We start from the raw sequence: 18,732 nt of genomic DNA, 5'->3' as shown, positions 1-18,732 counted from the left end.
CCCCCTATTTAGAAGACAAACCAGGAAGCTCCCGCATGGCCACCGAAGTCAAAGCCCCGGTACTGCCCGAATCCGTCGCCGACGGCACCATCGCCACCTGGCACAAGAAGGTGGGCGACGCCGTCAAGCGCGACGAAAACCTGCTTGACCTGGAAACCGACAAGGTCGTCCTGGAAGTGCCGTCGCCGGTCGATGGCGTGATCAAGGAAATCAAGTTCAAGGAAGGCGACACCGTCACTTCCAGCCAGGTCGTGGCGATCATCGAAGAAGGCGCCGTGGCTGCTGCACCGGCCCCGGCTGCCGAAGAGAAGAAGGCTGAGGCCGCTCCGGCCGCTGCTGCTCCGACCGCAGCCGCTGCCCCGGCCCCGGCTGCCAAGTCGGCTGCCGACGCGCTGCCGCCGGGCGCCCGCTTCACCGCCATCACCGAAGGCGTGAACCCGGCCGACGTCGACGGCACCGGCCGTCGTGGCGCCGTCACCAAGGAAGACATCGTCAACTTCGCCCGCAACGGCGGCGTCGGCAAGGCCGGTGGCGCACGTCCGGAAGAACGCGTGCCGATGACCCGCATCCGCAAGCGCATCGCCGAGCGCCTGATGGAGTCGAAGAACTCCACCGCCATGCTGACCACCTTCAACGAAGTCGACCTGTCCAAGGTGTCGGCGGCGCGCAAGGAACTGCAGGACGAGTTCGTCAAGGCGCACGGCATCAAGCTCGGCTTCATGAGCTTCTTCGTGAAGGCCGCCGCCAACGCGCTGCAGCGCTTCCCGCTGGTCAATGCCTCCATCGACGGCGACGACATCATCTACCACGGCTACTCGGACATCTCGATCGCCGTGTCGACCGAGAAGGGCCTGGTCACGCCGGTGCTGCGCAACGTCGAGCGCATGTCGTTCGCCGACATCGAAAAGACCATCGCCGACTACGCCAAGAAGGCCCGTGACGGCAAGCTGAGCCTGGAAGAACTGCAGGGCGGCACCTTCACCGTGACCAACGGCGGCACCTTCGGTTCGCTGCTGTCGACCCCGATCATCAACCCGCCGCAGAGCGCCATCCTCGGCATGCACGCCATCAAGGAGCGCCCGATCGCCCAGAACGGCCAGGTCGTGATCGCGCCGATGATGTACCTGGCGCTGTCCTACGATCACCGCATCATCGACGGCAAGGACTCGGTGCAGTTCCTGGTGGACATCAAGAACCAGCTGGAAAACCCGGGCCGCATGCTGTTCGGCCTGTAAGAGACCTCCCGCCCCTCCGCGCCTGCGCGGAGGGGTTCTGGTAATGCAACAAGGACTATTTCAATGGCTGAACAATTCGACGTCGTCGTCATCGGTGCCGGCCCGGCCGGTTACCACGCTGCCATCCGCGCGGCCCAGCTTGGCCTGAAGACCGCCTGCATCGACGCAGCGCTGGGCAAGGACGGCAAGCCGGCCCTGGGTGGCACCTGCCTGCGCGTGGGCTGCATCCCGTCCAAGGCGCTGCTGGATTCCTCGCGCCAGTTCTGGAACATGGGCCACATCTTTGGCGACCACGGCATCAGCTTCAAGGATGCCAAGATGGACGTCGAAGCGATGGTTGGCCGCAAGGACAAGATCGTCAAGCAGTTCACCGGCGGCATCGCCATGCTGTTCAAGGCCAACAAGGTCGCCGCCTATTACGGCTTCGGCGAACTGCAGCCGGGCAACGTGGTCAAGGTCACCCAGCATGACGGCTCGGTCGTCGAGCTGAAGGGCACCAACGTCATCATCGCCGCCGGCTCGGATTCGATCGAACTGCCGTTCGCCAAGTTCGACGGCGAGACCATCGTCGACAACGTCGGCGGCCTGGACTTCACCGAAGTGCCGGCGCGCCTGGCCGTGATCGGCGCCGGTGTGATCGGCCTGGAACTGGGCAGCGTGTGGAAGCGCCTGGGTTCGGAAGTGACCATCCTGGAAGCGCTGCCGGACTTCCTGGCTGCGGCCGATACCGAAGTGGCCAAGACCGCCGCCAAGGAATTCAAGAAGCAGGGCCTGGACATCCGCCTGGGTGCCAAGGTCTCCAAGGCCGAAGTGACCGGCAAGGGCAAGAAGAAGGAAGTCGCCCTGACCTACACCGACGCCGAAGGCGAGAAGTCGCTGGTCGTGGACAAGCTGCTGGTGGCCGTCGGCCGTCGCGCCGCCACCAAGGGCCTGCTGGCCGAAGGTACCGGCGTCAAGATCAACGAGCGTGGCCAGATCGAAGTCGACGCGCACTGCCACACCGGCGTCAATGGCGTCTGGGCGGTCGGTGACTGCGTGCGCGGCCCGATGCTGGCGCACAAGGGCTTCGAGGAAGGCATCGCGGTTGCCGAACTGATCGCCGGCCTGCCGGGCCACGTCAACTTCGACACCATTCCGTGGGTCATCTACACCGAGCCGGAGCTGGCCTGGGTCGGCAAGACCGAGCAGCAGCTGAAGGCCGAGGGCATCCCGTACAAGGCCGGCAGCTTCCCGTTCGCCGCCAACGGCCGTGCCGTGGCGATGATCGAGCCGGCAGGCTTCGTGAAGGTTCTGGCCCACGCCGAAACCGATCGCATCCTGGGCATGCACCTGGTGGGCGCCAACGTGTCCGAGCTGGTGCACGAAGGCGTGCTGACCATGGAGTTCAGCGGTTCGGCCGACGACCTGGCGCGGATCTGCCACGCTCACCCGTCGCTGTCGGAAGTGGTGCACGACGCGGCGATGGCCGTGAGCAAGCGCGCGATCCACAAGGCGAACTGAGCCATCGGGTAGTGTCGGCCACTGGCCCGCGTTGCTGGATACAAAAAACCCCGCCTCGGCGGGGTTTTTTGTTGGCCGCTTGACCGCCCGCCTGCAACCCGGCCCAATGCAACCGGCCAGGGAATGCTGTGGCCGCCGCCGATTTCCATGGAGCCGTACGATCATGCACCTGTCCCGCTTCTACCGCCTGCCATTGCTGCTCGGCTTCGCCTTGGCCGGGTGCACTGCCACCCCAGCCAGAACCGACTACCGCGCAGCCGAGGTGCAGCCGGTCGAAGTGATGCCGCAACGCGATGGCGACGTGCTGATCCGCTACCACGTGCCTGCCGAGACGCTCTTCCACTCACCCGGCGCGGATGTGCGCACGGCCAGCGATGGCAGCCTGGAAGTATCCCTGCGGCGCTGTGGGATCAGGCAGCCCTGCACGGTGACCCATCCGGCGGCAGCCACCGCTGGCGCGCCGCTGCAGGTTGAATTCGTAGTGCGCCCGCGTGGCCGCATCATCATGGTCTACCGCGATCTGCGCGAACAGGTGTTCCCGGCACCGCCGGCGGCCGCGGCGCCCTCATCCTGAAACCACCGCCGTACCGGCAGATGGCGGATCAACGCTGCACCGGCCGCGGTGCCGGCTTGGCGGCAGCCCTCTTCGGCGGATCGTCACAGATGCGGTGCTGGACGACCATTTCCCCCGCCTTCCACTCCTTCACCACCCGGCAGGATTCCTTGGGCGCATCCTCTGCAGTCGCGGCGGTGGCGGCCAAAGCAGGATCATGCCCGCGCTCCAGGTAGGCCGACGGCGGCTCCTTGGCGGACGCGGGCGCCGCCACCAGCAGCGCCACCATCGCAATGACGCGCGGCCTCATGCGGTCACTGGGCCGCCGCCCAGCAGGCGTGCCGGCAGCATGAACAGCGCGCGCAGGAAGGCGAACAGTGCCGAGAAGGTGACGCCGAGCAGGCGGAACGGCAGGCTCAGCAGCCACACGAACGGCCAGGCGACCAGCGCCAGGATCGCCAACGGCCAGCACAGCACGAACAGCAGGCACCAGACACCAAGCGCAAACAAGGTCTTCATCAGAGGCTCCCTCGGCGGCACCCCGCCGCCTGCAACCACGTTGCTGCCCCGCCCTGTCGCCCGCAAACGGTTTGCGACGAAACCCGGTTGGGGGGCGATGAAACCGGAAAATCCGCCGGGCATGGCCCGGCGCTACCGTAACGCCGTCGGCGCTATTCGAACGAACCGACCGAGTCGTGGGCCAGGTTGTCGAAACGGGTGTATTCGCCGAAGAACTTCAGCTTGCACGAGCCGGTGGGGCCACCGCGGTGCTTGCCGATGATGATCTCGGCCAGGCCCTTGTCCGGCGAATTTTCCTTGTTGTAGTAATCGTCGCGGTAGATGAAGACGATCATGTCCGCATCCTGCTCGATTGCGCCCGATTCGCGAAGGTCGGCCATCACCGGGCGCTTGTCGGTACGTGTTTCCAGCGAGCGGTTGAGCTGGGACAGTGCAATGACCGGCACGTGCAGTTCCTTGGCCAGGCCCTTCAGCGAACGCGAGATCTCGGAAATTTCGGTCGCGCGGTTCTCGCTGTTGCCCGGCACGCTCATCAGCTGCAGGTAGTCGATCACGATCAGGCCCAGGTCGTGCTCGCGCTTGAGGCGGCGGCACTTGGAACGCAGGATCTCCGGCGACACGCCGGGCGTATCGTCGATGAAGATCTTGGTTTCCTTCAACATCTTGATCGCACCGGTTACCCGGCTCCAGTCCTCGTCCTCCAGCTGGCCGGTACGCAGGCGCTGCGCGTTGATGCGGCCATTGGACGAGATCAGGCGCATCGCCAGCTGCGATGCGGACATTTCCATCGAGAACACCGCCACGCCCTTCTTCGACTTGATCGCCGCGTACTCGGCGATGTTCAGGGCGAAGGTGGTCTTGCCCATCGCAGGACGCGCGGCAAGGATGATCAGGTCGGTCGGCTGCAGGCCGGCGGTCATCGCATCGAAATCGGTATAGCCGGTCGGCAGGCCGGTGATGTTGCCGCCATTCTCGAAGCGGTTGCGCAGCTCTTCGAATGCGTCCTTCAACGCACCGGGCATGGCCACGAAGTCGGTACGGCCGCGCGCGCCCTGCTCGGCGATGGCAAATACGCTCTTTTCCGCAGCGGACAGCAGCTCGCTGCTGTCGCGGCCCTCGGGCTGGAAACCATCGTTGACGATGTCGGTGCCGACCTGGATCAGCTGCCGCAGCACCGCCTTGTCGCGCACGATCTCGGCATAGGCCACGATGTTGGCCGCCGACGGCGTGGTGCTGGCCAGTTCGATCAGATAGGCGCCATCGCCCACCAGCTCCATCTTGCCCTGCGATTCGAACCACTCGCCCAGGGTCACCGCATCGAAGGGGCGCTCGCGCTCGGACAACTCGCGGATCGCCCGGTAGATCATCTGGTGGTCGCGGCGGTAGAAGTCGCCCTCGGTCAACTGGTCGTTGACCCGGTCGTAGGCCTCCGGTGCCAGCATCAGGCCGCCCAGCACTGCCTGTTCGGCCTCCACCGAGTGCGGCGGCACGCGCAACTGGTCGATTCGCGATTCATCGCGATCGCGATCGAAGCCATCGCCGCGCTCTCTGCGGTTGGAACGGAAGCCGGAACGGGCGGACATGCTGCGGTGTTTCCTGCAAAAGGGGCCAGACGAGTGTAGGCATGCGCCGAGCCTGGCGGCCATGGACAAACCTGTGGATAAGCCGTGGAAGAACGGGGGATATCCGCCTGAGCCTGTCCAGACTGGCGCGAGGGCGTCGCATTGCCTGCGACGGGCGTCGTTGCGACGCCCGAAGCGGACCATTATCGCAGATGGGAACCGCCGCTGCTGGCGTCAATCGCCCTTGGCATGTACCGCGATCAGGGCCAGGAACCGGTCCACATAGCCCTGCAGGAACGTCTGCGTGCCCTCGTTGTGGATCGTGCCGTCGGCATCGATCAGGCCATCCTTGAAGTGGATGAACGCCTCGGGCTGGCCAAGCACGTGCATGTCCAGGAAGGCCAGGCTGTTGCGCAGGTGCTGCTGGGCCACCGCCGTGCCGATCTGGCCGATGGAAGCGCCGATCACCGCCGCTGGCTTGCCCGCAAAAGCGCTGTCGCCGTAGGGGCGCGAGCCGATGTCGATGGCATTCTTCAACACGCCCGGCACGGAACGGTTGTACTCGGGGGTCACGAACAGCACGGCGTCAGCCGCGCGTACCTGGTCCTTCAGGCGCGTGCCCTGCGCGGGGTAGCTGGCGTCGAAATCCTGGTCGTACAGCGGCAGGTCGCCGATCTGCACGTACTGGAAGCGCGCCTTGTCACCCGCAAGTTTCTCCAGCGCGCGGGCCAGCTTGCGGTTGCATGAGTCCTTGCGCAGGCTGCCGACGAATACAGCAATGGTGGGGACGGACATCAGGACATACTCCTCACGGTGCGGGAGGGCCAGCCTAGCCGCCGCGCCCTTCCCCGCCGGTGAAGATCAAGCGCGCTTCACGCCTGCACGCACCTGCCGCCAGTGGTCCTGCCAGGCCTGGAACATCAGCACGTTCCACAGGTGCGTGTGCCACTTGCGCTGGCCGCCCAGGAACTGCTGCCACAGTGGCTGCACGGCGGCGGCCGACAGCACGCCTTCGCGCTCCAGTCGCGCCGGCTGCAACAGTTCGTCCGCCCAGGGCTTCAGATCGCCCTTCAGCCAATCACTGACCGGTGCGCCGAATCCACGCTTGGGCCGGTGCACCATCGACTGCGGCACGTACCGCCCCAGCACGCGCTTGAGCAGCACCTTGCTGGTCGACTCACTGCGCTTGAAGCCCAGCGGCAGCGACCAGGCGAACTCGGCCACGCGCCAGTCCAGCAAGGGCGCACGTGCCTCCAGGCTGACCGCCATCGAGGTGCGGTCGACCTTGCACAGCAGATCGTCGGGCAGATAGCTGACGAAGTCGGCCAGCATCATCGCGTCGGCCGGCGTACCGGCACCATGCAGCGGATCGGCCAGATCGTAGAAGCTGCCCGCCTCGCGTGCACCGATCACCGCCGCCGCCGGATCGCGCCAGCGCGAGATGCGGTTGCGATACACATCGCCGATGCCACGTGCGCCGGTTTCGGCCAGCAACGCGGCCAGCCCACCGGTGCGCGACGCCTCGCCCTGCTGGTGCGCACGCGCGCCCATCCAGCGCCGCAGCGGCGCGGGCACCCGTCCCAGCATCTGCCAGTTGCGCAGCGCGCGTACATAGCGGGTATAGCCGAAGAACAGCTCATCGCCGCCATCGCCGGACAGTGCGACGGTCACGCCCTGGCGGGCGAGGCGGGCGACCAGCGCGGTCGGCACCTGCGAGGCATCGGCAAAGGGTTCGTCGAACATCGCCGGCAGCTGCGGCACCACCGCCAGCGCATCGGCGCCACTGACATACAGCTCGGTGTGATCGCAGCCAAGGTGGGTAGCCAGTTCCCTGGCCAACGGTGCCTCGTCGTGGTGCGAGCCGCTGAAGCCGATGCTGAAGCTGTGCACCGGCTGCCCGCTCTGCGCCTGCATCAGCGCCGCCACCAGCGACGAATCGGTGCCGCCGGACAGGAACACGCCCACCGGCACATCGGCAACCATGCGCAGTGCGACGGCATCGCGCAGCAGGCCATCCAGCTGCTCTTCGGCCTCCTCGATGCGGCCCTGGAACGGTGCGGCCAGTGCCGCCTGCATGCGCGCGCGCGCGTCCCAGTACGGACGCTGCGCCTGCTCAGGGCGATGTGCGCTGGCTCCAGCCGCCACCGCCGCCGCATCCAGACGCAGCACGCGCCCGGGCATCAGCTTGTAGCAGCGCTGGTGGATGCTGTGCGGTGCCGGGATGTAATCCAGCCGCAGCAGCAGCGTCAGCGCATCGCGGTCGATGTCGTTGTCGAAATCCGGGTGCTGCCACAGCGCCTTCAGCTCCGAGCCGAACACCAGGGCATCACCGGCCCAGCCGTAGTACAGCGGCTTCTTGCCGACCCGGTCACGGGCCAGCCACAGGCACTGTTCCTGGCGGTCCCACAGGGCGATGGCGAACATGCCGTTGGCGCGCTGCAGGGTGTCCTCGACGCCCCACTGCAGGATCGCGGCCAACAGCACCTCGGTATCGGAATGGCCACGGAACGCATGCCCCAGCGGCTCCAGTTCGGCGCGCAGCGTGGCGAAGTTGTAGACCTCGCCGTTGTAGGCCATCACATAGCGGCCGTCGGCCGAGGCCATCGGCTGGTGGCCCAGCGGTGAAAGATCGAGGATGCTCAGGCGCCGGTGGGCCAGGGCAATGCCAGCGGCGGCATCGATCCAGGTACCGCCGTCATCCGGCCCGCGATGGTGCAGCGCCTGGCCCATGGCCAGCGCCTGCGCCTGCAGGACCTCGGCCGGCGTCTGTGCCGCCGGCAACAACATACCTGCCAATCCACACATGCATCAGGGTTCCTGCGCCAGGTCGAGGGCGGCGCCAATCACCGCATTGTCGCTTGGAAGCCCGAACATTGCTGCCCCCGCCAGCGGCGTATAGGTATCGGCACCGCAGACCCGGCGCACGGGCAGATGGCCATGGCCGGCCTCGACCAGCGCGGTGATCACGCCCTCACCCACGCCGCCGCTCTGGCGCCCCTCATCCAGCACCAGCACCCGTTGCGCGGTGGCGGCCTGGGCGCCGATGAAGGCCGCATTCAACGGCACCAGCCAGCGCAGGTCGACCACACGCACCTGCCAGCCCAGCTGCTGCTCGATGGCGACCGCTGCGCGCAGCGCCATCGGCACACCGTTGCCATAGGTGAAGATCACCAGATCGCTGGCATCCGGCGCGTACACCCTGCCCTCGCCCAGCACCAGCGCGTGCCCGGGTGCGGGGTAGTCGAACAACCACTGGCCGTCGCCGGCCGCGTGCAGATCCTTGGTCATGTAGAGGGCGATCGGTTCAAGGAACACCGCTACCCGGCCATCCACGCGGGCCAATGCAGCCAATGTGCGCAGCATCATCACCGCATCATCGCCACGCGACGGACAGCCCACCACCAGCCCCGGGATGTCACGCAGCGCCGTGATCGAATTGTCGTTGTGGAAATGGCCGCCGAACCCCTTCTGGTAGCCCAGCCCGGCCACCCGTACCAGCATCGGGTTGCGGAACTGGTCGTTGGAGAAGAACTGCAGAGAGCAGGCCTCGCCACGTACCTGGTCGATGGCGTTGTGCAGGTAGGCCAGGTACTGGATTTCCGGAATCGGCAGCATACCCATGTTGGCCAGCCCCTGGGCCATGCCCAGGATCATGGTCTCGTCCAGCAGCGTGTTGAACACCCGGCGCGGGCCGAAACGGCGCAGCAGGTCGCGCGTCACCGTGTAGACGCCGCCTTTCTGCGCCACGTCCTCGCCAAACAACAGCGCCTGCGGGTACTTGCCCAGCAGCTCCTGCAGCGCATGGTTGATCTGTATCGCCAGATGCCGCGGTGGTTGCCGTTCGGGCAGCGCATCGGCGCCACCGTACAGCGCCTGCCGGGCCTCGATGGGCGCCACGCGCTCGGCCTCGGCCTGCACCGCTGCGGGCGTATAGGGTGCCAACGGCGTGACCACTTCCTGCAATGTCTGCAGCTTCGGCCGCGTATCAGCATCGATGGCGGCGGCCATGCAGCGCGCGCGCAGGGTTTCATAGGCGGCCTCGACGCCCGCCGCATCCATCCAGCCCGATTCCAGCGCGATCTGCGCCGAGCGCAGCAGCGGGTCCTGCGCCTCGGCCGCGCACAGCTCGGCCAATGCGCGCCATTCCACTTCGAAGTCGGTACCGGCGTGGCCCATCAACCGCGTGGTGCGCAGGTGCAGGAAGGTGGGCCGACGCATGCGCCGGCAATGCTCGACCGCCGCCTGCACCTGCGCGTGTCCGGCCGCCAGGTCCAGGCCATCGGCAAAGAAATAGTCCAGGCCCGGTTGCCGGCTGAAGCGCTCTGCGATCCATCCTTTAGGGGTCTTCACCGAAATACCCAGGCCGTTGTCCTCGCAGACGAACAGGATCGGCACCGGCAGTTTCTGGTAGGCCGACCACATCGCGGTATTGAACGCGGTCTGCGCGGTGGCATGGTTGGCCGAAGCGTCGCCGAAAGAGCACATCACGATGCTGTCGGCGGGAATCGGCAGCGGCTGGCTCAGGCGCCTGCCACTCTCGATCGCCAGCGCGGTACCCACCGCCTTGGGCAGGTGCGAGGCGATGGTCGAGGTCTGCGGCAGCACCCACAGCGGCTTGCTGCCCCACACTTTGTGACGGCCGCCGCTGGCCGGATCCTCGGCACTGGCGGCGAAGGACAACGCGGCGTCGCGCACCGGATCCATGCCGGGCACCAGCCGCGCACGCTCGGCCATGAACGCGCCGGAACGGTAGTGCAGGAAGGCGGGGTCGGTGTGGCGGCAGGCGCGCGCAAGCAGCGCATTGCCTTCATGACCGGACGAGCCGATGGTGTAGAAGACCTTGTTCTGCACGCGCAGCACGCGCGCCATCAGGTCCAGCTGGCGACTGAGCAGCTGCGATTCGAACAGTTCGCCGAAGGCGGCGGCGGTGAGGGTGCTGCCCGGCAGGATCGGCGCATCCGGCGCCGGACGCGGACGCGGGATGCCGCGCCAGGCGCGTACGGCCTCGAGGAAATTGACGTCACAGACCTCGGCGCGATTGAGACCGCGCATGCGTGCGGGAATGGGATCAGGAACCACAGCGAACATCGAACACCCTCCGTGTCGTTGTTGCAGACCGCAACGCCAAGGCTGCCCGACCCTTCCGCTGGTCGAGCACGCCCGACGCTGCAGGGGAATCAATCCGGTGCGTTGAACCGCGCGCGCACCTCGGCGGTCACCGCAGGCATGGGCACGAAGCGAGGCTGCGCTCGCACCCGCTGCAACCAGGCCCGCACCTGCGGGAATGGATCCAGTGCGATGCCACCGTCGGCGGCGACATCGGAATAGGCAAACAAGGCGATATCGGCGATGCCGTAGTCATCGCCGGTGAACCACTGCGCCTGGCGCAGATGTTGCTCCATCACCGCCAGCGCGCTGGCAGCGCGCTCATGCAGGCGCGGCAGTTCAGCACGGCGTGGCGAGTCGGCCGGTGTCCAACCGCGGATGAAGCGTGCCACCGCCACGCAGGGTTCATGCGTGTACTGCTCGAAGAACATCCAGCTCAATGCCTGCGCACGCTGCCAACCGTCGGCGGGAAGATACGGCGTCCCCTCGGCCAGCCAGAACAGGATCGCATTGGACTCGGTCAGCACGCGGCCATCGTCGCGCACGATCAACGGCACCTTGGCATTGGGGTTGAGAGCGAGAAATTCCGCGGTATGGGTCTGGCCGTGGGCACTGTCCACCTCCACCCAGCGGTAGCGGCTGCCAAGCTGTTCCAGCAGCAGGCGCACCTTGTGGCAATTGCCCGAGACCGACATGCCATGCACCGTCAACGCAATGCGTTCTTCCACCATTGCCTGCTCCAGGGAGGTCCCGGCCTGCAGCCGGCTGTCCGCAGTCTGGCAAGCAGCTTGGCGATTGCCAAGCGCGGGTGCAGCATGGCGATTCGGTAGTGCCGGCCGCTGGCCGGCAACCTTGATGCAGCTGGATTCGTGCGATTGCCGGCCAGCGGCCGACACTCCCGGGCAGTGCTCAGCGTGCGCGCTGCTGCCACTGCGCGCGCGATTGCCCCCAGATTTCCAGCGGCTTGCCTTCATAGGGCGATGGCAACTGCCCCATGCGCAGCAACGTGCTGCCCAGCTTGCGCGCAACCACTTTCGAGTTCTCGTTGTCTTCGGCGATGGTGTGGATCACCTCGTCCCAGCCCAGCGTATCGAACGCCCAGTCGATGGCCGCGATCGCCGCCTCCGGTGCGTAGCCCTTGCCCCAGCTGGCCCGTCGGATGCTCCAGCCGACCTCGGTGCCGGGCCAGTCCTGCGGCTGCCACGGCCCCATGCGACCGATCCATTCACCGCTGGATTTCTCGATCACGCTGAACATCGAGAAGCCGAACAGCTGCCATGCGCCGGCCAGGCTGCAGAAGCTGCGCCATGCCACCGAGGGTGCCTGCACACCGCCCAGCGTGCGCATCACCTCCTCATCAGCGCAGAACGCCAGATAGGGGGCGTAGTCCTGCCGCTGCGGCGGACGCAGGATCAGGCGTTCGGTTTCGATGCGCAGGTCAAAGATGCTCATGGCGTCATGGTAGAGCCACACCACGCGTGGATGAACCCCACCCATAAAAAAACAGGCCAGCAGCGGCTGGCCTGTTCGTTACCGATGTTGCCGGAGGATTACTGACGGTTCGCGGTCGCGTCGCCGGCTGCAGCCGTCTGGGTGACCAGCTGCCCATCCACCACCGGCAGGCGATCGCTGGCCGGCTTGTTGTCCATACGCACGGTCTTCTCTGCGCCGTCGTAGCGGTAGGTCACGTTGTAGCCCTTGACCACGTCACTGGTGCCCATGGCAATGCGGTTGCCCGGCTTGCTGCCCATGCGCATGGTGCCGGTGGTGCCGTCTTCATTGCGGTAGGTCACGTTGTAGCCGGTGACACGGCTCGACTCGGAGGTCGCCGTTTCGGTGTGGCACTGGCGCTCGGTGCGGTTGACCACACGGCCACCCACATGGCGCTTGTCGACCTGGTTGCCGATGAAGCCACCGGCCACGGCACCGGCAGCGGTCGCGGCCTTCTTGCCATTGCCGCCGCCCACCTGGTTGCCCAGCAGGCCACCGACCACGGCACCGACCACGGTGCCACCGACGTTGCCGTCACGCTCGGGCAGGCGTTCCTGCACCACCACGTCCTGGCAGACCTCATGCGGGGTCTGGGTGGTGGACGTCTCGCGTACCGGATCGGTGCCGATCACGGTGGCATAGGCCTTCTGCTTCTCGGTGATCGGATCGACCTTCAGCACATCGGCGTATTCCAGGCCACGCGGCGCACTGGCGTCCACTGCGTCGCCACGTGCGCCATCGTCGGTGGCATTGCCATCGACCAGGCGCGATTCACTCGGGTTTCCGGCGCTCAGCTGCTCCGGCGACTTGTCGCCGCTCTTCATGAAGGCGGCGGTGGCGATACCACCGACCAGCAGCGCGCCCGCTGCGACCAGGACAGTTGTAGTTGTGCTTTTCATGACCTGCTCCTTGCGGACCGTCCGCAACGTTCTCAGGCCAGATTGCAGCATGCGGTGCCTGAACGGAATCTCCACATTTCCTGCTCACCGCCGTAACCCATTCAGCATCTGGAAATGCTGGGCCCGTGGTAGCGTTTGCACATTCCCCAGGAGGACCTCCGCCATGGCCAACCCGATGCTGCTGCCGGTCCTGCAATGGGCACGCCGGCTGCGCTACCCCACCCTGTTCAAGCTGACCGCGGGCCTGTTCGCGCTGACCCTGTTCATCCCCGACCCGATTCCGTTCGTCGACGAACTGATGCTGGGCTTGGGCACCCTGCTGCTGGCCAACTGGAAGAATCGCAGCGCGACCACGCCACCGCCCCTGGAGCAGCGTTGAACCTGCTGGTCGACAGCCACTGCCATCTGGATGCCAGCGAATTCGATGGCGACCGCGCGGCGGTCATCGAGCGCGCGCGCGCTGCCGGCGTGCAGATGCAGGTGGTTCCGGCGGTCACTGCGGCCAGCTGGCCAAAGCTGCGCGAGGTCTGCCAGCAGGCGACGGGCCTCTACCCCGCCTATGGCCTGCACCCGATGTTCCTTGACCAGCACCGGCCCGAACACCTGCCGCAGCTGCGTGAATGGATCGACCAGGAGCGGCCCTGCGCGATCGGCGAATGCGGGCTGGATTTCTTCGTCGAGGGCCTGGATGCCGAGGTCCAGCATGAGTATTTCCTCGGCCAGCTGACGCTGGCGCGCGAGTTTGACCTGCCGGTGATCGTGCATGCCCGCCGTGCAGTGGATGCGGTGATCACCGCGATCCGCCACATCGGTGGCCTGCGCGGGGTGGTGCACAGTTTTTCCGGCAGCCCGGAACAGGCCGCACAATTGCACAAGCTGGGATTCCTGCTTGGCCTGGGCGGACCGTTGACCTACGAGCGAGCGCAGCGCCTGCAGCGGCTTGTCCGCACGATGCCACTGGAACAGTTGCTGCTGGAGACCGATGCGCCGGACCAGCCCGACGCGGGTATCCGTGGCCAGCGCAACGAGCCGGCGCGGCTGGCGGTCATCGCCCGCCACATCGCCGCACTGCGCGGAATGGACATTGAAGACGTGGCGCGGGCCACCACGGACAACGCCCGGCGGCTGTTCAACCTGCCCGCCTGACCGGTAGCGCCGGGCCATGCCCGGCGGCATTGTGCTGGTCGCGCTGTACGCTCGCCGGACATGGCCCGGCGCTACCGATCACGCGTCGGCGTGATCCTCGGCCCCTTCGGCCTTCACCTTCTTCGGCTCCAGCAGCATCTCCAGCGCCTTGCCCACGGCCGCGAATGCAAATGCACCGGTGATGTGGGTGGCCGCGCCCAGGCCGGCGCCGCAATCGAGCTTCAGGGCCGCATCCGCGCCCAGGTTCGGCCGCAGGCCACAGACGCTGCCATCGGCCTGCGGATATTTCACGTTTTCCAGCGAATACACCGCCGGCACGCCGAAATAGCGCTTGGCATTCTTCGGGAAGTTGAATTCGCTGCGCAGCTTCTTGCGGATCAGCGCCAGCATCGCGTCATGCTCGGTGCGCGAGACGTCGCGGATGCGCACCAGGGTGGGATCGGTACGACCGCCGGCCGCGCCGACGGTCAGCAACGGCAGCTTGCGGCGGCGGCACCAGGCGATGGTTTCCACCTTCACCCGGAAGCTGTCGCAGGCATCGATCACCAGGTCGAAACCGCGGTCCAGCAGTTCGGCCATGTTGGCCGGGGTCAGGAACGCCTGCACGGCGTCGACCTCGATCTGCGGATTGATCGCCCGGCAGCGCTCGGCCATGGCCTCGGCCTTGTTGCGGCCGTAGTTGCCTTCCAGCGCCGGCAGCTGGCGGTTGGTATTGGATACGCAGATGTCATCGGCATCGATCAGGGCCAGATGGCCCACCGCCGAGCGCGCCAGCGCCTCCACCACCCACGAGCCTACGCCGCCCATGCCGACCACGGCAACACGGCTGCCCTGCAGGCGCTCGAGCGCGCCGACGCCATACAGCCGTTCAATACCGGCGAAGCGTTGTTTGACCTGTTCGTTCATCGGGCTATTTTAACGTGCAGGTCCCCTGACTACAGCACGACGACGCCGAACCCACCGTTGCACGCCCGGAGCGCCCGCCATGAGTGCCAGCCCACCCCGCCGCCCGTCCACCGCCTACCGCTATCTGTTCGTGCTCGGCCTGGGCCTGCTGATCGGCCTGATTGCCACGGTGATGGTCGGCCGCGCACTGCAGGCACGCCGCGATCCGTTCCCGGACAGCCTGATGCAGGTGATGCAGCGGCAGGCGGATCTGCTGCAGCAGGCTCAGCAGCAGAACCGCTGCAGCCTGGCCGACAGCGTCCCGCGCCTGCAGGTGCTGCGCCTGCTGTCCAACGATCTGGACCAGGCCTTCCCCGGATTGAAGGACAGCCGGCAGTTCCAGCAGCACGCCAGCCAGTACCGGGCCGATCTCAATGCGGCATTGGCCAGCCCGCCCATCGACTGCAACGCGTTGGCGCAGCAGGTCCAGGCACTGCAGGACGATTGCCGGGCCTGTCATCAGGACTTCCGCTGATTCATCTTCGAGTGGGCAAAGGCCGAGGTGGTTGGCGCCTTGTTCACGTTGGAAAGAGGAGGATTCGCTCACCCTGCTGCATGACGCAGTACCACCCAACGCACCCGCCTTCACGGCCAGGAGATGCCCCATGAAGATCCAGCTCATCGCCGCCAGTGTCATTGCAACCGTCGGCCTGGCCGGCTGTGCCACCTCGCCGGGCTACGGCGGTGGTGGTTACAACAACGGTTACAACAACGGTGGCTACGGCAACAACTCCGGTTACAACCAGGGCCGCTGCGCCGACTGCGGCATCGTCACCCGCATCAATGCCGTGCAGTCCGGCCGTACCGCGCCCTCCGCCACCGGCGCGATCCTCGGCGGCATCGTCGGCGCGGTTGCCGGCCATGAGATCTCCGACCACACCGGCGGCAGCCGCGGCAACAAGAACATCGCCGCCGCCGCCGGCGCCGTGGGTGGCGCATTGGCGGGCAACCAGATCCAGAAGAACGTCACCAGCGATACGTATGACATCAGCGTGCGCATGGATGACGGCCGCACCATCGTGGTCAACCAGCGCGACCTCGGCGGCATCCGCGAAAACACCTATGTCCGCGTGGTCAACGGCAAGGTCATCCTGCGCTGAACCGCAGCGGGCCCCGGCCGATCAGAACCGGAGCAACAAAAAAAGGCCCGCTTGCGCGGGCCTTTTTCATGCCGGCAAGCGGCAGGTATTACGCCGGCTGGACCTTGTCAGCCTGCAGGCCCTTCTGGCCCTGCACCACTTCAAAGCTCACAGCCTGGCCTTCCTTGAGGCTCTTGAAGCCCTGGGTCTCGATGGCACGGAAGTGCACGAACACGTCCTCGCCATTCTGCCGGCTGATGAAGCCGAAGCCCTTGGCATCATTGAACCACTTCACGGTACCGTTCTCGCGATCAGCCATCTCACTAACTCCCTTTGACTCTCTACTTGTTGTTGGATACGCCTGTTGGGCGGCTGACAAGCAAGGGGGAAGCGAGGTGCATCGATGCAGCGGATCGGAACGATCTTGCTTCATCAGGCCACGATCCACGGTGACCTTGCCAAGCTCAGCGACTGCAACTTAACCCGACCAAAACGAAAAAGCAACTGGCAAAAACCTTTCACTGTCAACCCCAAAAAGACAACCATACTGGACAGCATGGACCTCTCATTCATCTTGTATCTGCTAGCGGTCATTTTTGTCCTCATCGGCATCGCCGGCATCGTCCTGCCGGCCCTGCCGGGCATCCCGCTGGTCTTCATCGGGCTGGTGCTGGCGGCCTGGGCAGACGGCTTCGTCCATGTCGGCTGGCCCACTCTGCTGATCCTCGGCGTGCTGACCGCGCTGTCGCTGCTGGTCGACGTGCTGGCGACCGTGGTTGGCGCCAAGCGCGTGGGCGCCAGCCGCAAAGCGCTCTGGGGCACCTTCATCGGCAGCATCGTCGGCCTGTTCTTCATGCCGATCGGATTGTTCGCCGGGCCGTTGCTGGGCGCGCTGCTGGGCGAGTACTGGCATACCCGCGAGCTCGGCCGCTCGACCAAGGTCGGGCTGGCCACCTGGCTTGGCATCCTGCTGGGCCTGGCGCTGAAGCTGGCGCTGGTGATCGCGATGCTGGGCCTGTTCGCCTTCGCCTGGTTCCTGTGAGGCATGCGGCCTTCACGCAGCGCGCACGCACACGCCGGGCATAAACCCGTGGGGCTGGCCGTTACCGGATGCAGCCGCCACACTGTCCCTCTTTCCGCATTCATTCCGAAGGGCCTGCTGCAATGACCCTCTCTCCGTTGTTTCCCCGCCTTGCACCGCTGGCGTTGGCCCTGGCCAGCGCGCCACTGGCAGCGCAGGAATTCGCGCCCAGCGCCGAAGCCTCGCCGGCCGCCTGCGCGGCCATCACGACCGATGCTGCCCGTCTGGCCTGCTACGACCGCCAGTTCGGGCGCACGCCTCAGGCCACCGCCGAAGCTGATGCGGCCGCCGAAGCCGCCGCACAGGCACGTCGCGAGCAGCGCGACACCACGCGGGTGAGCCAGGGCGAGGAGAAGCTGCGCGAGCGTGTCAGCGATCTGTTCCGGTCCGAAGCGCCGGACAGCGCACTTGCCAATGCCGGCCGCGGTTCGCTGCTGGACAGCCGCTGGGAACTGGCCGAGGACTCCAAGCTGGGCCCGTTCCAGCTGCGCGCGTACAAGCCTGTCTACCTGCTGCCGGCATTCTGGACCAGCGACCGCAACACCATGCCGCACTCGCCGAACCCGGCCAACAGCGTGACCACCCCGCAGGTGCTGGACAGCGCTGAGCTGAAGTTCCAGATCAGCTTCAAGACCAAGATCGCCGAGAACCTGTTCGGCGACAACGGCGATATCTGGGCGGGCTACACCCAGAGTTCGCGCTGGCAGGCCTACAACGGCGAGGACTCGCGCCCGTTCCGCGAGACCAACTACGAGCCGGAAGTGATGATGGTGTTCCGCAACGGCTACTCGATCGGTGGCTGGCGTGGGCGGATGACCGGCATCAGCCTCAACCACCAGTCCAACGGCCGTGCCGATCCGCTGTCGCGCAGCTGGAACCGGGTGATCCTCAACGTCGGCCTCGACCGCGAGAACTGGGCACTGGTGCTGCGTCCCTGGTACCGCATTCCCGAGACCCGCAGCGACGACAACAACCCGGACATCGAGGACTACATGGGCCGCGGCGACGCGACCCTGACCTGGAACCACAAGGGTCATGAGGTCTCGTTGATGGCACGTCATTCGCTGCGCACCGGTGACCGCTCGCACGGCGCGCTGCAGCTGGACTACGGCTTCCCGATCAGCAACCTGCTGCGCGGCCATGTGCAGATCTTCGACGGCTATGGCGAGAGCCTGATCGATTACAACCACAAGGCGACCTACGTCGGCGTGGGCGTGTCCCTGCTGGAGTGGTTCTGATGGATGTGACGATCTGGCACAACCCCGCGTGCAGCAACTCGCGCGGGGCGCTTAAGCTGATCCGCGACGCCGGTTTCGAACCGGTGGTGATCGACTATCTCGGCAGCCCGCCCGACGTGGCCACGCTGCGCCAGGTACTGGCCGAATCCGGCCTGGCCGCGACCGGGCTGGTGCGCAGCAAGGAACCCGAGTTTGCCGCACTGGGCCTGCAGGGAAGCGATGACGACGCCCTGCTGGCCGCGATGGCCACCCACCCACGGCTGATCAACCGCCCGGTGGTACGCACCGCGAAGGGCACCCGCCTGTGCCGGCCCCCGGAAACGGTGCTGGAGATCCTGTAACCCGCCCCGCTTTGGTAGAGCCGAGCCATGCTCGGCT

At 66.4% G+C, this 18,732-nt stretch carries 21 protein-coding genes; 10 read left to right on the top strand and 11 right to left on the bottom strand.

All coding sequences use genetic code 11. The features are described from left to right. Positions 1 to 35: 35 nt before the first annotated feature. The 3 genes from sucB to M2299_RS02265 all read left to right on the top strand — a co-directional run bounded on the left by sucB (position 36) and on the right by M2299_RS02265 (position 3,309). Positions 36 to 1,235, top strand: a complete 1,200-nt coding sequence (gene sucB / locus M2299_RS02275; RefSeq protein WP_280883773.1) for a dihydrolipoyllysine-residue succinyltransferase — start codon at positions 36 to 38, stop codon at positions 1,233 to 1,235. 63 nt (positions 1,236 to 1,298) lie between these two features. Then, positions 1,299 to 2,735, top strand: a complete 1,437-nt coding sequence (lpdA, locus tag M2299_RS02270; RefSeq protein WP_032951934.1) for a dihydrolipoyl dehydrogenase — start codon at positions 1,299 to 1,301, stop codon at positions 2,733 to 2,735. Positions 2,736 to 2,898: 163 nt separating this feature from the next. Then, entirely contained in the window at positions 2,899 to 3,309 is a 411-nt protein-coding gene (locus M2299_RS02265; protein ID WP_099843028.1) for a hypothetical protein, read from the top strand. 28 nt (positions 3,310 to 3,337) lie between these two features. Here the strand turns inward: M2299_RS02265 and M2299_RS02260 are convergent, their stop codons facing one another. From M2299_RS02260 to M2299_RS02220, 9 genes are all read right to left on the bottom strand, one after another. Continuing rightward, positions 3,338 to 3,598: a hypothetical protein gene (locus tag M2299_RS02260; protein WP_032951933.1), complete on the bottom strand. Its 261-nt coding sequence runs from the start codon at positions 3,596 to 3,598 to the stop codon at positions 3,338 to 3,340. Then, entirely contained in the window at positions 3,595 to 3,807 is a 213-nt protein-coding gene (locus M2299_RS02255; RefSeq protein WP_059064625.1) for a hypothetical protein, read from the bottom strand. The genes M2299_RS02260 and M2299_RS02255 overlap by 4 nt, the downstream gene beginning before the upstream one ends. 152 nt (positions 3,808 to 3,959) lie before the next feature. Next, complete coding sequence (locus M2299_RS02250; RefSeq protein WP_025876786.1) at positions 3,960 to 5,390, bottom strand: replicative DNA helicase; 1,431 nt, start codon at positions 5,388 to 5,390, stop codon at positions 3,960 to 3,962. Between the two features lie 213 nt (positions 5,391 to 5,603). Further along, positions 5,604 to 6,164 (bottom strand): NAD(P)H-dependent oxidoreductase, encoded by a 561-nt coding sequence (locus M2299_RS02245; RefSeq protein WP_033831525.1) that lies wholly within the window; start codon positions 6,162 to 6,164, stop codon positions 5,604 to 5,606. Positions 6,165 to 6,230: 66 nt separating this feature from the next. Then, a complete protein-coding gene (gene asnB, locus M2299_RS02240; RefSeq protein ID WP_280883772.1) occupies positions 6,231 to 8,174 on the bottom strand; it encodes an asparagine synthase (glutamine-hydrolyzing) in 1,944 nt (647 codons plus the stop codon). A gap of 3 nt (positions 8,175 to 8,177) precedes the next feature. Then, positions 8,178 to 10,457 carry a thiamine pyrophosphate-dependent enzyme gene (locus tag M2299_RS02235; protein WP_280883771.1) on the bottom strand — a complete coding sequence of 760 codons (2,280 nt, stop codon included), beginning with the start codon at positions 10,455 to 10,457 and terminating at the stop codon, positions 8,178 to 8,180. A gap of 89 nt (positions 10,458 to 10,546) precedes the next feature. Further along, on the bottom strand, positions 10,547 to 11,206 hold the full coding sequence (locus M2299_RS02230; RefSeq protein WP_025876778.1) for a glutathione S-transferase family protein: 660 nt from the start codon (positions 11,204 to 11,206) through the stop codon (positions 10,547 to 10,549). 178 nt (positions 11,207 to 11,384) lie between these two features. Next, entirely contained in the window at positions 11,385 to 11,927 is a 543-nt protein-coding gene (locus M2299_RS02225) for a GNAT family N-acetyltransferase (RefSeq protein ID WP_280883770.1), read from the bottom strand. Between the two features lie 98 nt (positions 11,928 to 12,025). Beyond that, the gene (locus M2299_RS02220; protein ID WP_025876774.1) at positions 12,026 to 12,865 is read right to left on the bottom strand and encodes a glycine zipper 2TM domain-containing protein; all 840 of its coding nucleotides are present in this window, start codon (positions 12,863 to 12,865) and stop codon (positions 12,026 to 12,028) included. Between the two features lie 163 nt (positions 12,866 to 13,028). Here M2299_RS02220 and M2299_RS02215 point away from each other — a divergent pair, with 163 nt between their 5' ends. Both M2299_RS02215 and M2299_RS02210 read left to right on the top strand, forming a co-directional pair. Beyond that, positions 13,029 to 13,244 carry a DUF6116 family protein gene (locus tag M2299_RS02215; RefSeq protein ID WP_080148438.1) on the top strand — a complete coding sequence of 72 codons (216 nt, stop codon included), beginning with the start codon at positions 13,029 to 13,031 and terminating at the stop codon, positions 13,242 to 13,244. Beyond that, positions 13,241 to 14,011: a TatD family hydrolase gene (locus M2299_RS02210; protein ID WP_099843040.1), complete on the top strand. Its 771-nt coding sequence runs from the start codon at positions 13,241 to 13,243 to the stop codon at positions 14,009 to 14,011. Before M2299_RS02215 ends, M2299_RS02210 begins: the two co-directional genes overlap by 4 nt. Positions 14,012 to 14,089: 78 nt before the next feature. Here the strand turns inward: M2299_RS02210 and M2299_RS02205 are convergent, their stop codons facing one another. Then, on the bottom strand, positions 14,090 to 14,917 hold the full coding sequence (locus tag M2299_RS02205) for a tRNA threonylcarbamoyladenosine dehydratase (protein ID WP_223486065.1): 828 nt from the start codon (positions 14,915 to 14,917) through the stop codon (positions 14,090 to 14,092). Between the two features lie 79 nt (positions 14,918 to 14,996). Here M2299_RS02205 and M2299_RS02200 point away from each other — a divergent pair, with 79 nt between their 5' ends. Both M2299_RS02200 and M2299_RS02195 read left to right on the top strand, forming a co-directional pair. After that, positions 14,997 to 15,431 carry a cytochrome c gene (locus tag M2299_RS02200; RefSeq protein ID WP_025876769.1) on the top strand — a complete coding sequence of 145 codons (435 nt, stop codon included), beginning with the start codon at positions 14,997 to 14,999 and terminating at the stop codon, positions 15,429 to 15,431. A 130-nt stretch (positions 15,432 to 15,561) separates the two neighbouring features. Then, a complete protein-coding gene (locus M2299_RS02195) occupies positions 15,562 to 16,056 on the top strand; it encodes a glycine zipper 2TM domain-containing protein (RefSeq protein WP_032978839.1) in 495 nt (164 codons plus the stop codon). Positions 16,057 to 16,144: 88 nt separating this feature from the next. Here M2299_RS02195 and M2299_RS02190 read toward each other — a convergent pair whose 3' ends face one another. Next, positions 16,145 to 16,354: a cold-shock protein gene (locus tag M2299_RS02190; protein ID WP_025876765.1), complete on the bottom strand. Its 210-nt coding sequence runs from the start codon at positions 16,352 to 16,354 to the stop codon at positions 16,145 to 16,147. A gap of 237 nt (positions 16,355 to 16,591) precedes the next feature. On the opposite strand from M2299_RS02190, the gene M2299_RS02185 reads away from it, so the two are divergent. From M2299_RS02185 to arsC, 3 genes are all read left to right on the top strand, one after another. Further along, the gene (locus tag M2299_RS02185; RefSeq protein ID WP_033831531.1) at positions 16,592 to 17,077 is read left to right on the top strand and encodes a DUF456 domain-containing protein; all 486 of its coding nucleotides are present in this window, start codon (positions 16,592 to 16,594) and stop codon (positions 17,075 to 17,077) included. Positions 17,078 to 17,199: 122 nt separating this feature from the next. Continuing rightward, a complete protein-coding gene (locus M2299_RS02180; protein WP_032978835.1) occupies positions 17,200 to 18,354 on the top strand; it encodes a phospholipase A in 1,155 nt (384 codons plus the stop codon). Next, entirely contained in the window at positions 18,354 to 18,695 is a 342-nt protein-coding gene (gene arsC, locus M2299_RS02175; RefSeq protein ID WP_088101706.1) for an arsenate reductase (glutaredoxin), read from the top strand. The genes M2299_RS02180 and arsC overlap by 1 nt, the downstream gene beginning before the upstream one ends. The last annotated feature ends 37 nt before the right edge of the window (positions 18,696 to 18,732 follow it).

This window comes from Stenotrophomonas sp. 1278 (assembly GCF_029892765.1).
GTDB lineage: Bacteria > Pseudomonadota > Gammaproteobacteria > Xanthomonadales > Xanthomonadaceae > Stenotrophomonas > Stenotrophomonas indicatrix.
The sequence above is the reverse complement of the archived record's forward strand: the minus strand, read 5'-3'. Positions and strand labels throughout refer to the sequence as shown.

What these genes read in the sequence shown, in the direction of transcription:
- sucB (WP_280883773.1), top strand. Translation starts at nt 36, where the DNA reads ATGGCCACCGAAGTCAAAGCCCCGGTACTGCCCGAATCCGTCGCCGAC.
- lpdA (WP_032951934.1), top strand. Translation starts at nt 1,299, where the DNA reads ATGGCTGAACAATTCGACGTCGTCGTCATCGGTGCCGGCCCGGCCGGT.
- M2299_RS02265 (WP_099843028.1), top strand. Translation starts at nt 2,899, where the DNA reads ATGCACCTGTCCCGCTTCTACCGCCTGCCATTGCTGCTCGGCTTCGCC.
- M2299_RS02260 (WP_032951933.1), bottom strand. Translation starts at nt 3,598, where the DNA reads ATGAGGCCGCGCGTCATTGCGATGGTGGCGCTGCTGGTGGCGGCGCCC.
- M2299_RS02255 (WP_059064625.1), bottom strand. Translation starts at nt 3,807, where the DNA reads ATGAAGACCTTGTTTGCGCTTGGTGTCTGGTGCCTGCTGTTCGTGCTG.
- M2299_RS02250 (WP_025876786.1), bottom strand. Translation starts at nt 5,390, where the DNA reads ATGTCCGCCCGTTCCGGCTTCCGTTCCAACCGCAGAGAGCGCGGCGAT.
- M2299_RS02245 (WP_033831525.1), bottom strand. Translation starts at nt 6,164, where the DNA reads ATGTCCGTCCCCACCATTGCTGTATTCGTCGGCAGCCTGCGCAAGGAC.
- asnB (WP_280883772.1), bottom strand. Translation starts at nt 8,174, where the DNA reads ATGTGTGGATTGGCAGGTATGTTGTTGCCGGCGGCACAGACGCCGGCC.
- M2299_RS02235 (WP_280883771.1), bottom strand. Translation starts at nt 10,457, where the DNA reads ATGTTCGCTGTGGTTCCTGATCCCATTCCCGCACGCATGCGCGGTCTC.
- M2299_RS02230 (WP_025876778.1), bottom strand. Translation starts at nt 11,206, where the DNA reads ATGGTGGAAGAACGCATTGCGTTGACGGTGCATGGCATGTCGGTCTCG.
- M2299_RS02225 (WP_280883770.1), bottom strand. Translation starts at nt 11,927, where the DNA reads ATGAGCATCTTTGACCTGCGCATCGAAACCGAACGCCTGATCCTGCGT.
- M2299_RS02220 (WP_025876774.1), bottom strand. Translation starts at nt 12,865, where the DNA reads ATGAAAAGCACAACTACAACTGTCCTGGTCGCAGCGGGCGCGCTGCTG.
- M2299_RS02215 (WP_080148438.1), top strand. Translation starts at nt 13,029, where the DNA reads ATGGCCAACCCGATGCTGCTGCCGGTCCTGCAATGGGCACGCCGGCTG.
- M2299_RS02205 (WP_223486065.1), bottom strand. Translation starts at nt 14,917, where the DNA reads ATGAACGAACAGGTCAAACAACGCTTCGCCGGTATTGAACGGCTGTAT.
- M2299_RS02200 (WP_025876769.1), top strand. Translation starts at nt 14,997, where the DNA reads ATGAGTGCCAGCCCACCCCGCCGCCCGTCCACCGCCTACCGCTATCTG.
- M2299_RS02195 (WP_032978839.1), top strand. Translation starts at nt 15,562, where the DNA reads ATGAAGATCCAGCTCATCGCCGCCAGTGTCATTGCAACCGTCGGCCTG.
- M2299_RS02190 (WP_025876765.1), bottom strand. Translation starts at nt 16,354, where the DNA reads ATGGCTGATCGCGAGAACGGTACCGTGAAGTGGTTCAATGATGCCAAG.
- M2299_RS02185 (WP_033831531.1), top strand. Translation starts at nt 16,592, where the DNA reads ATGGACCTCTCATTCATCTTGTATCTGCTAGCGGTCATTTTTGTCCTC.
- M2299_RS02180 (WP_032978835.1), top strand. Translation starts at nt 17,200, where the DNA reads ATGACCCTCTCTCCGTTGTTTCCCCGCCTTGCACCGCTGGCGTTGGCC.
- arsC (WP_088101706.1), top strand. Translation starts at nt 18,354, where the DNA reads ATGGATGTGACGATCTGGCACAACCCCGCGTGCAGCAACTCGCGCGGG.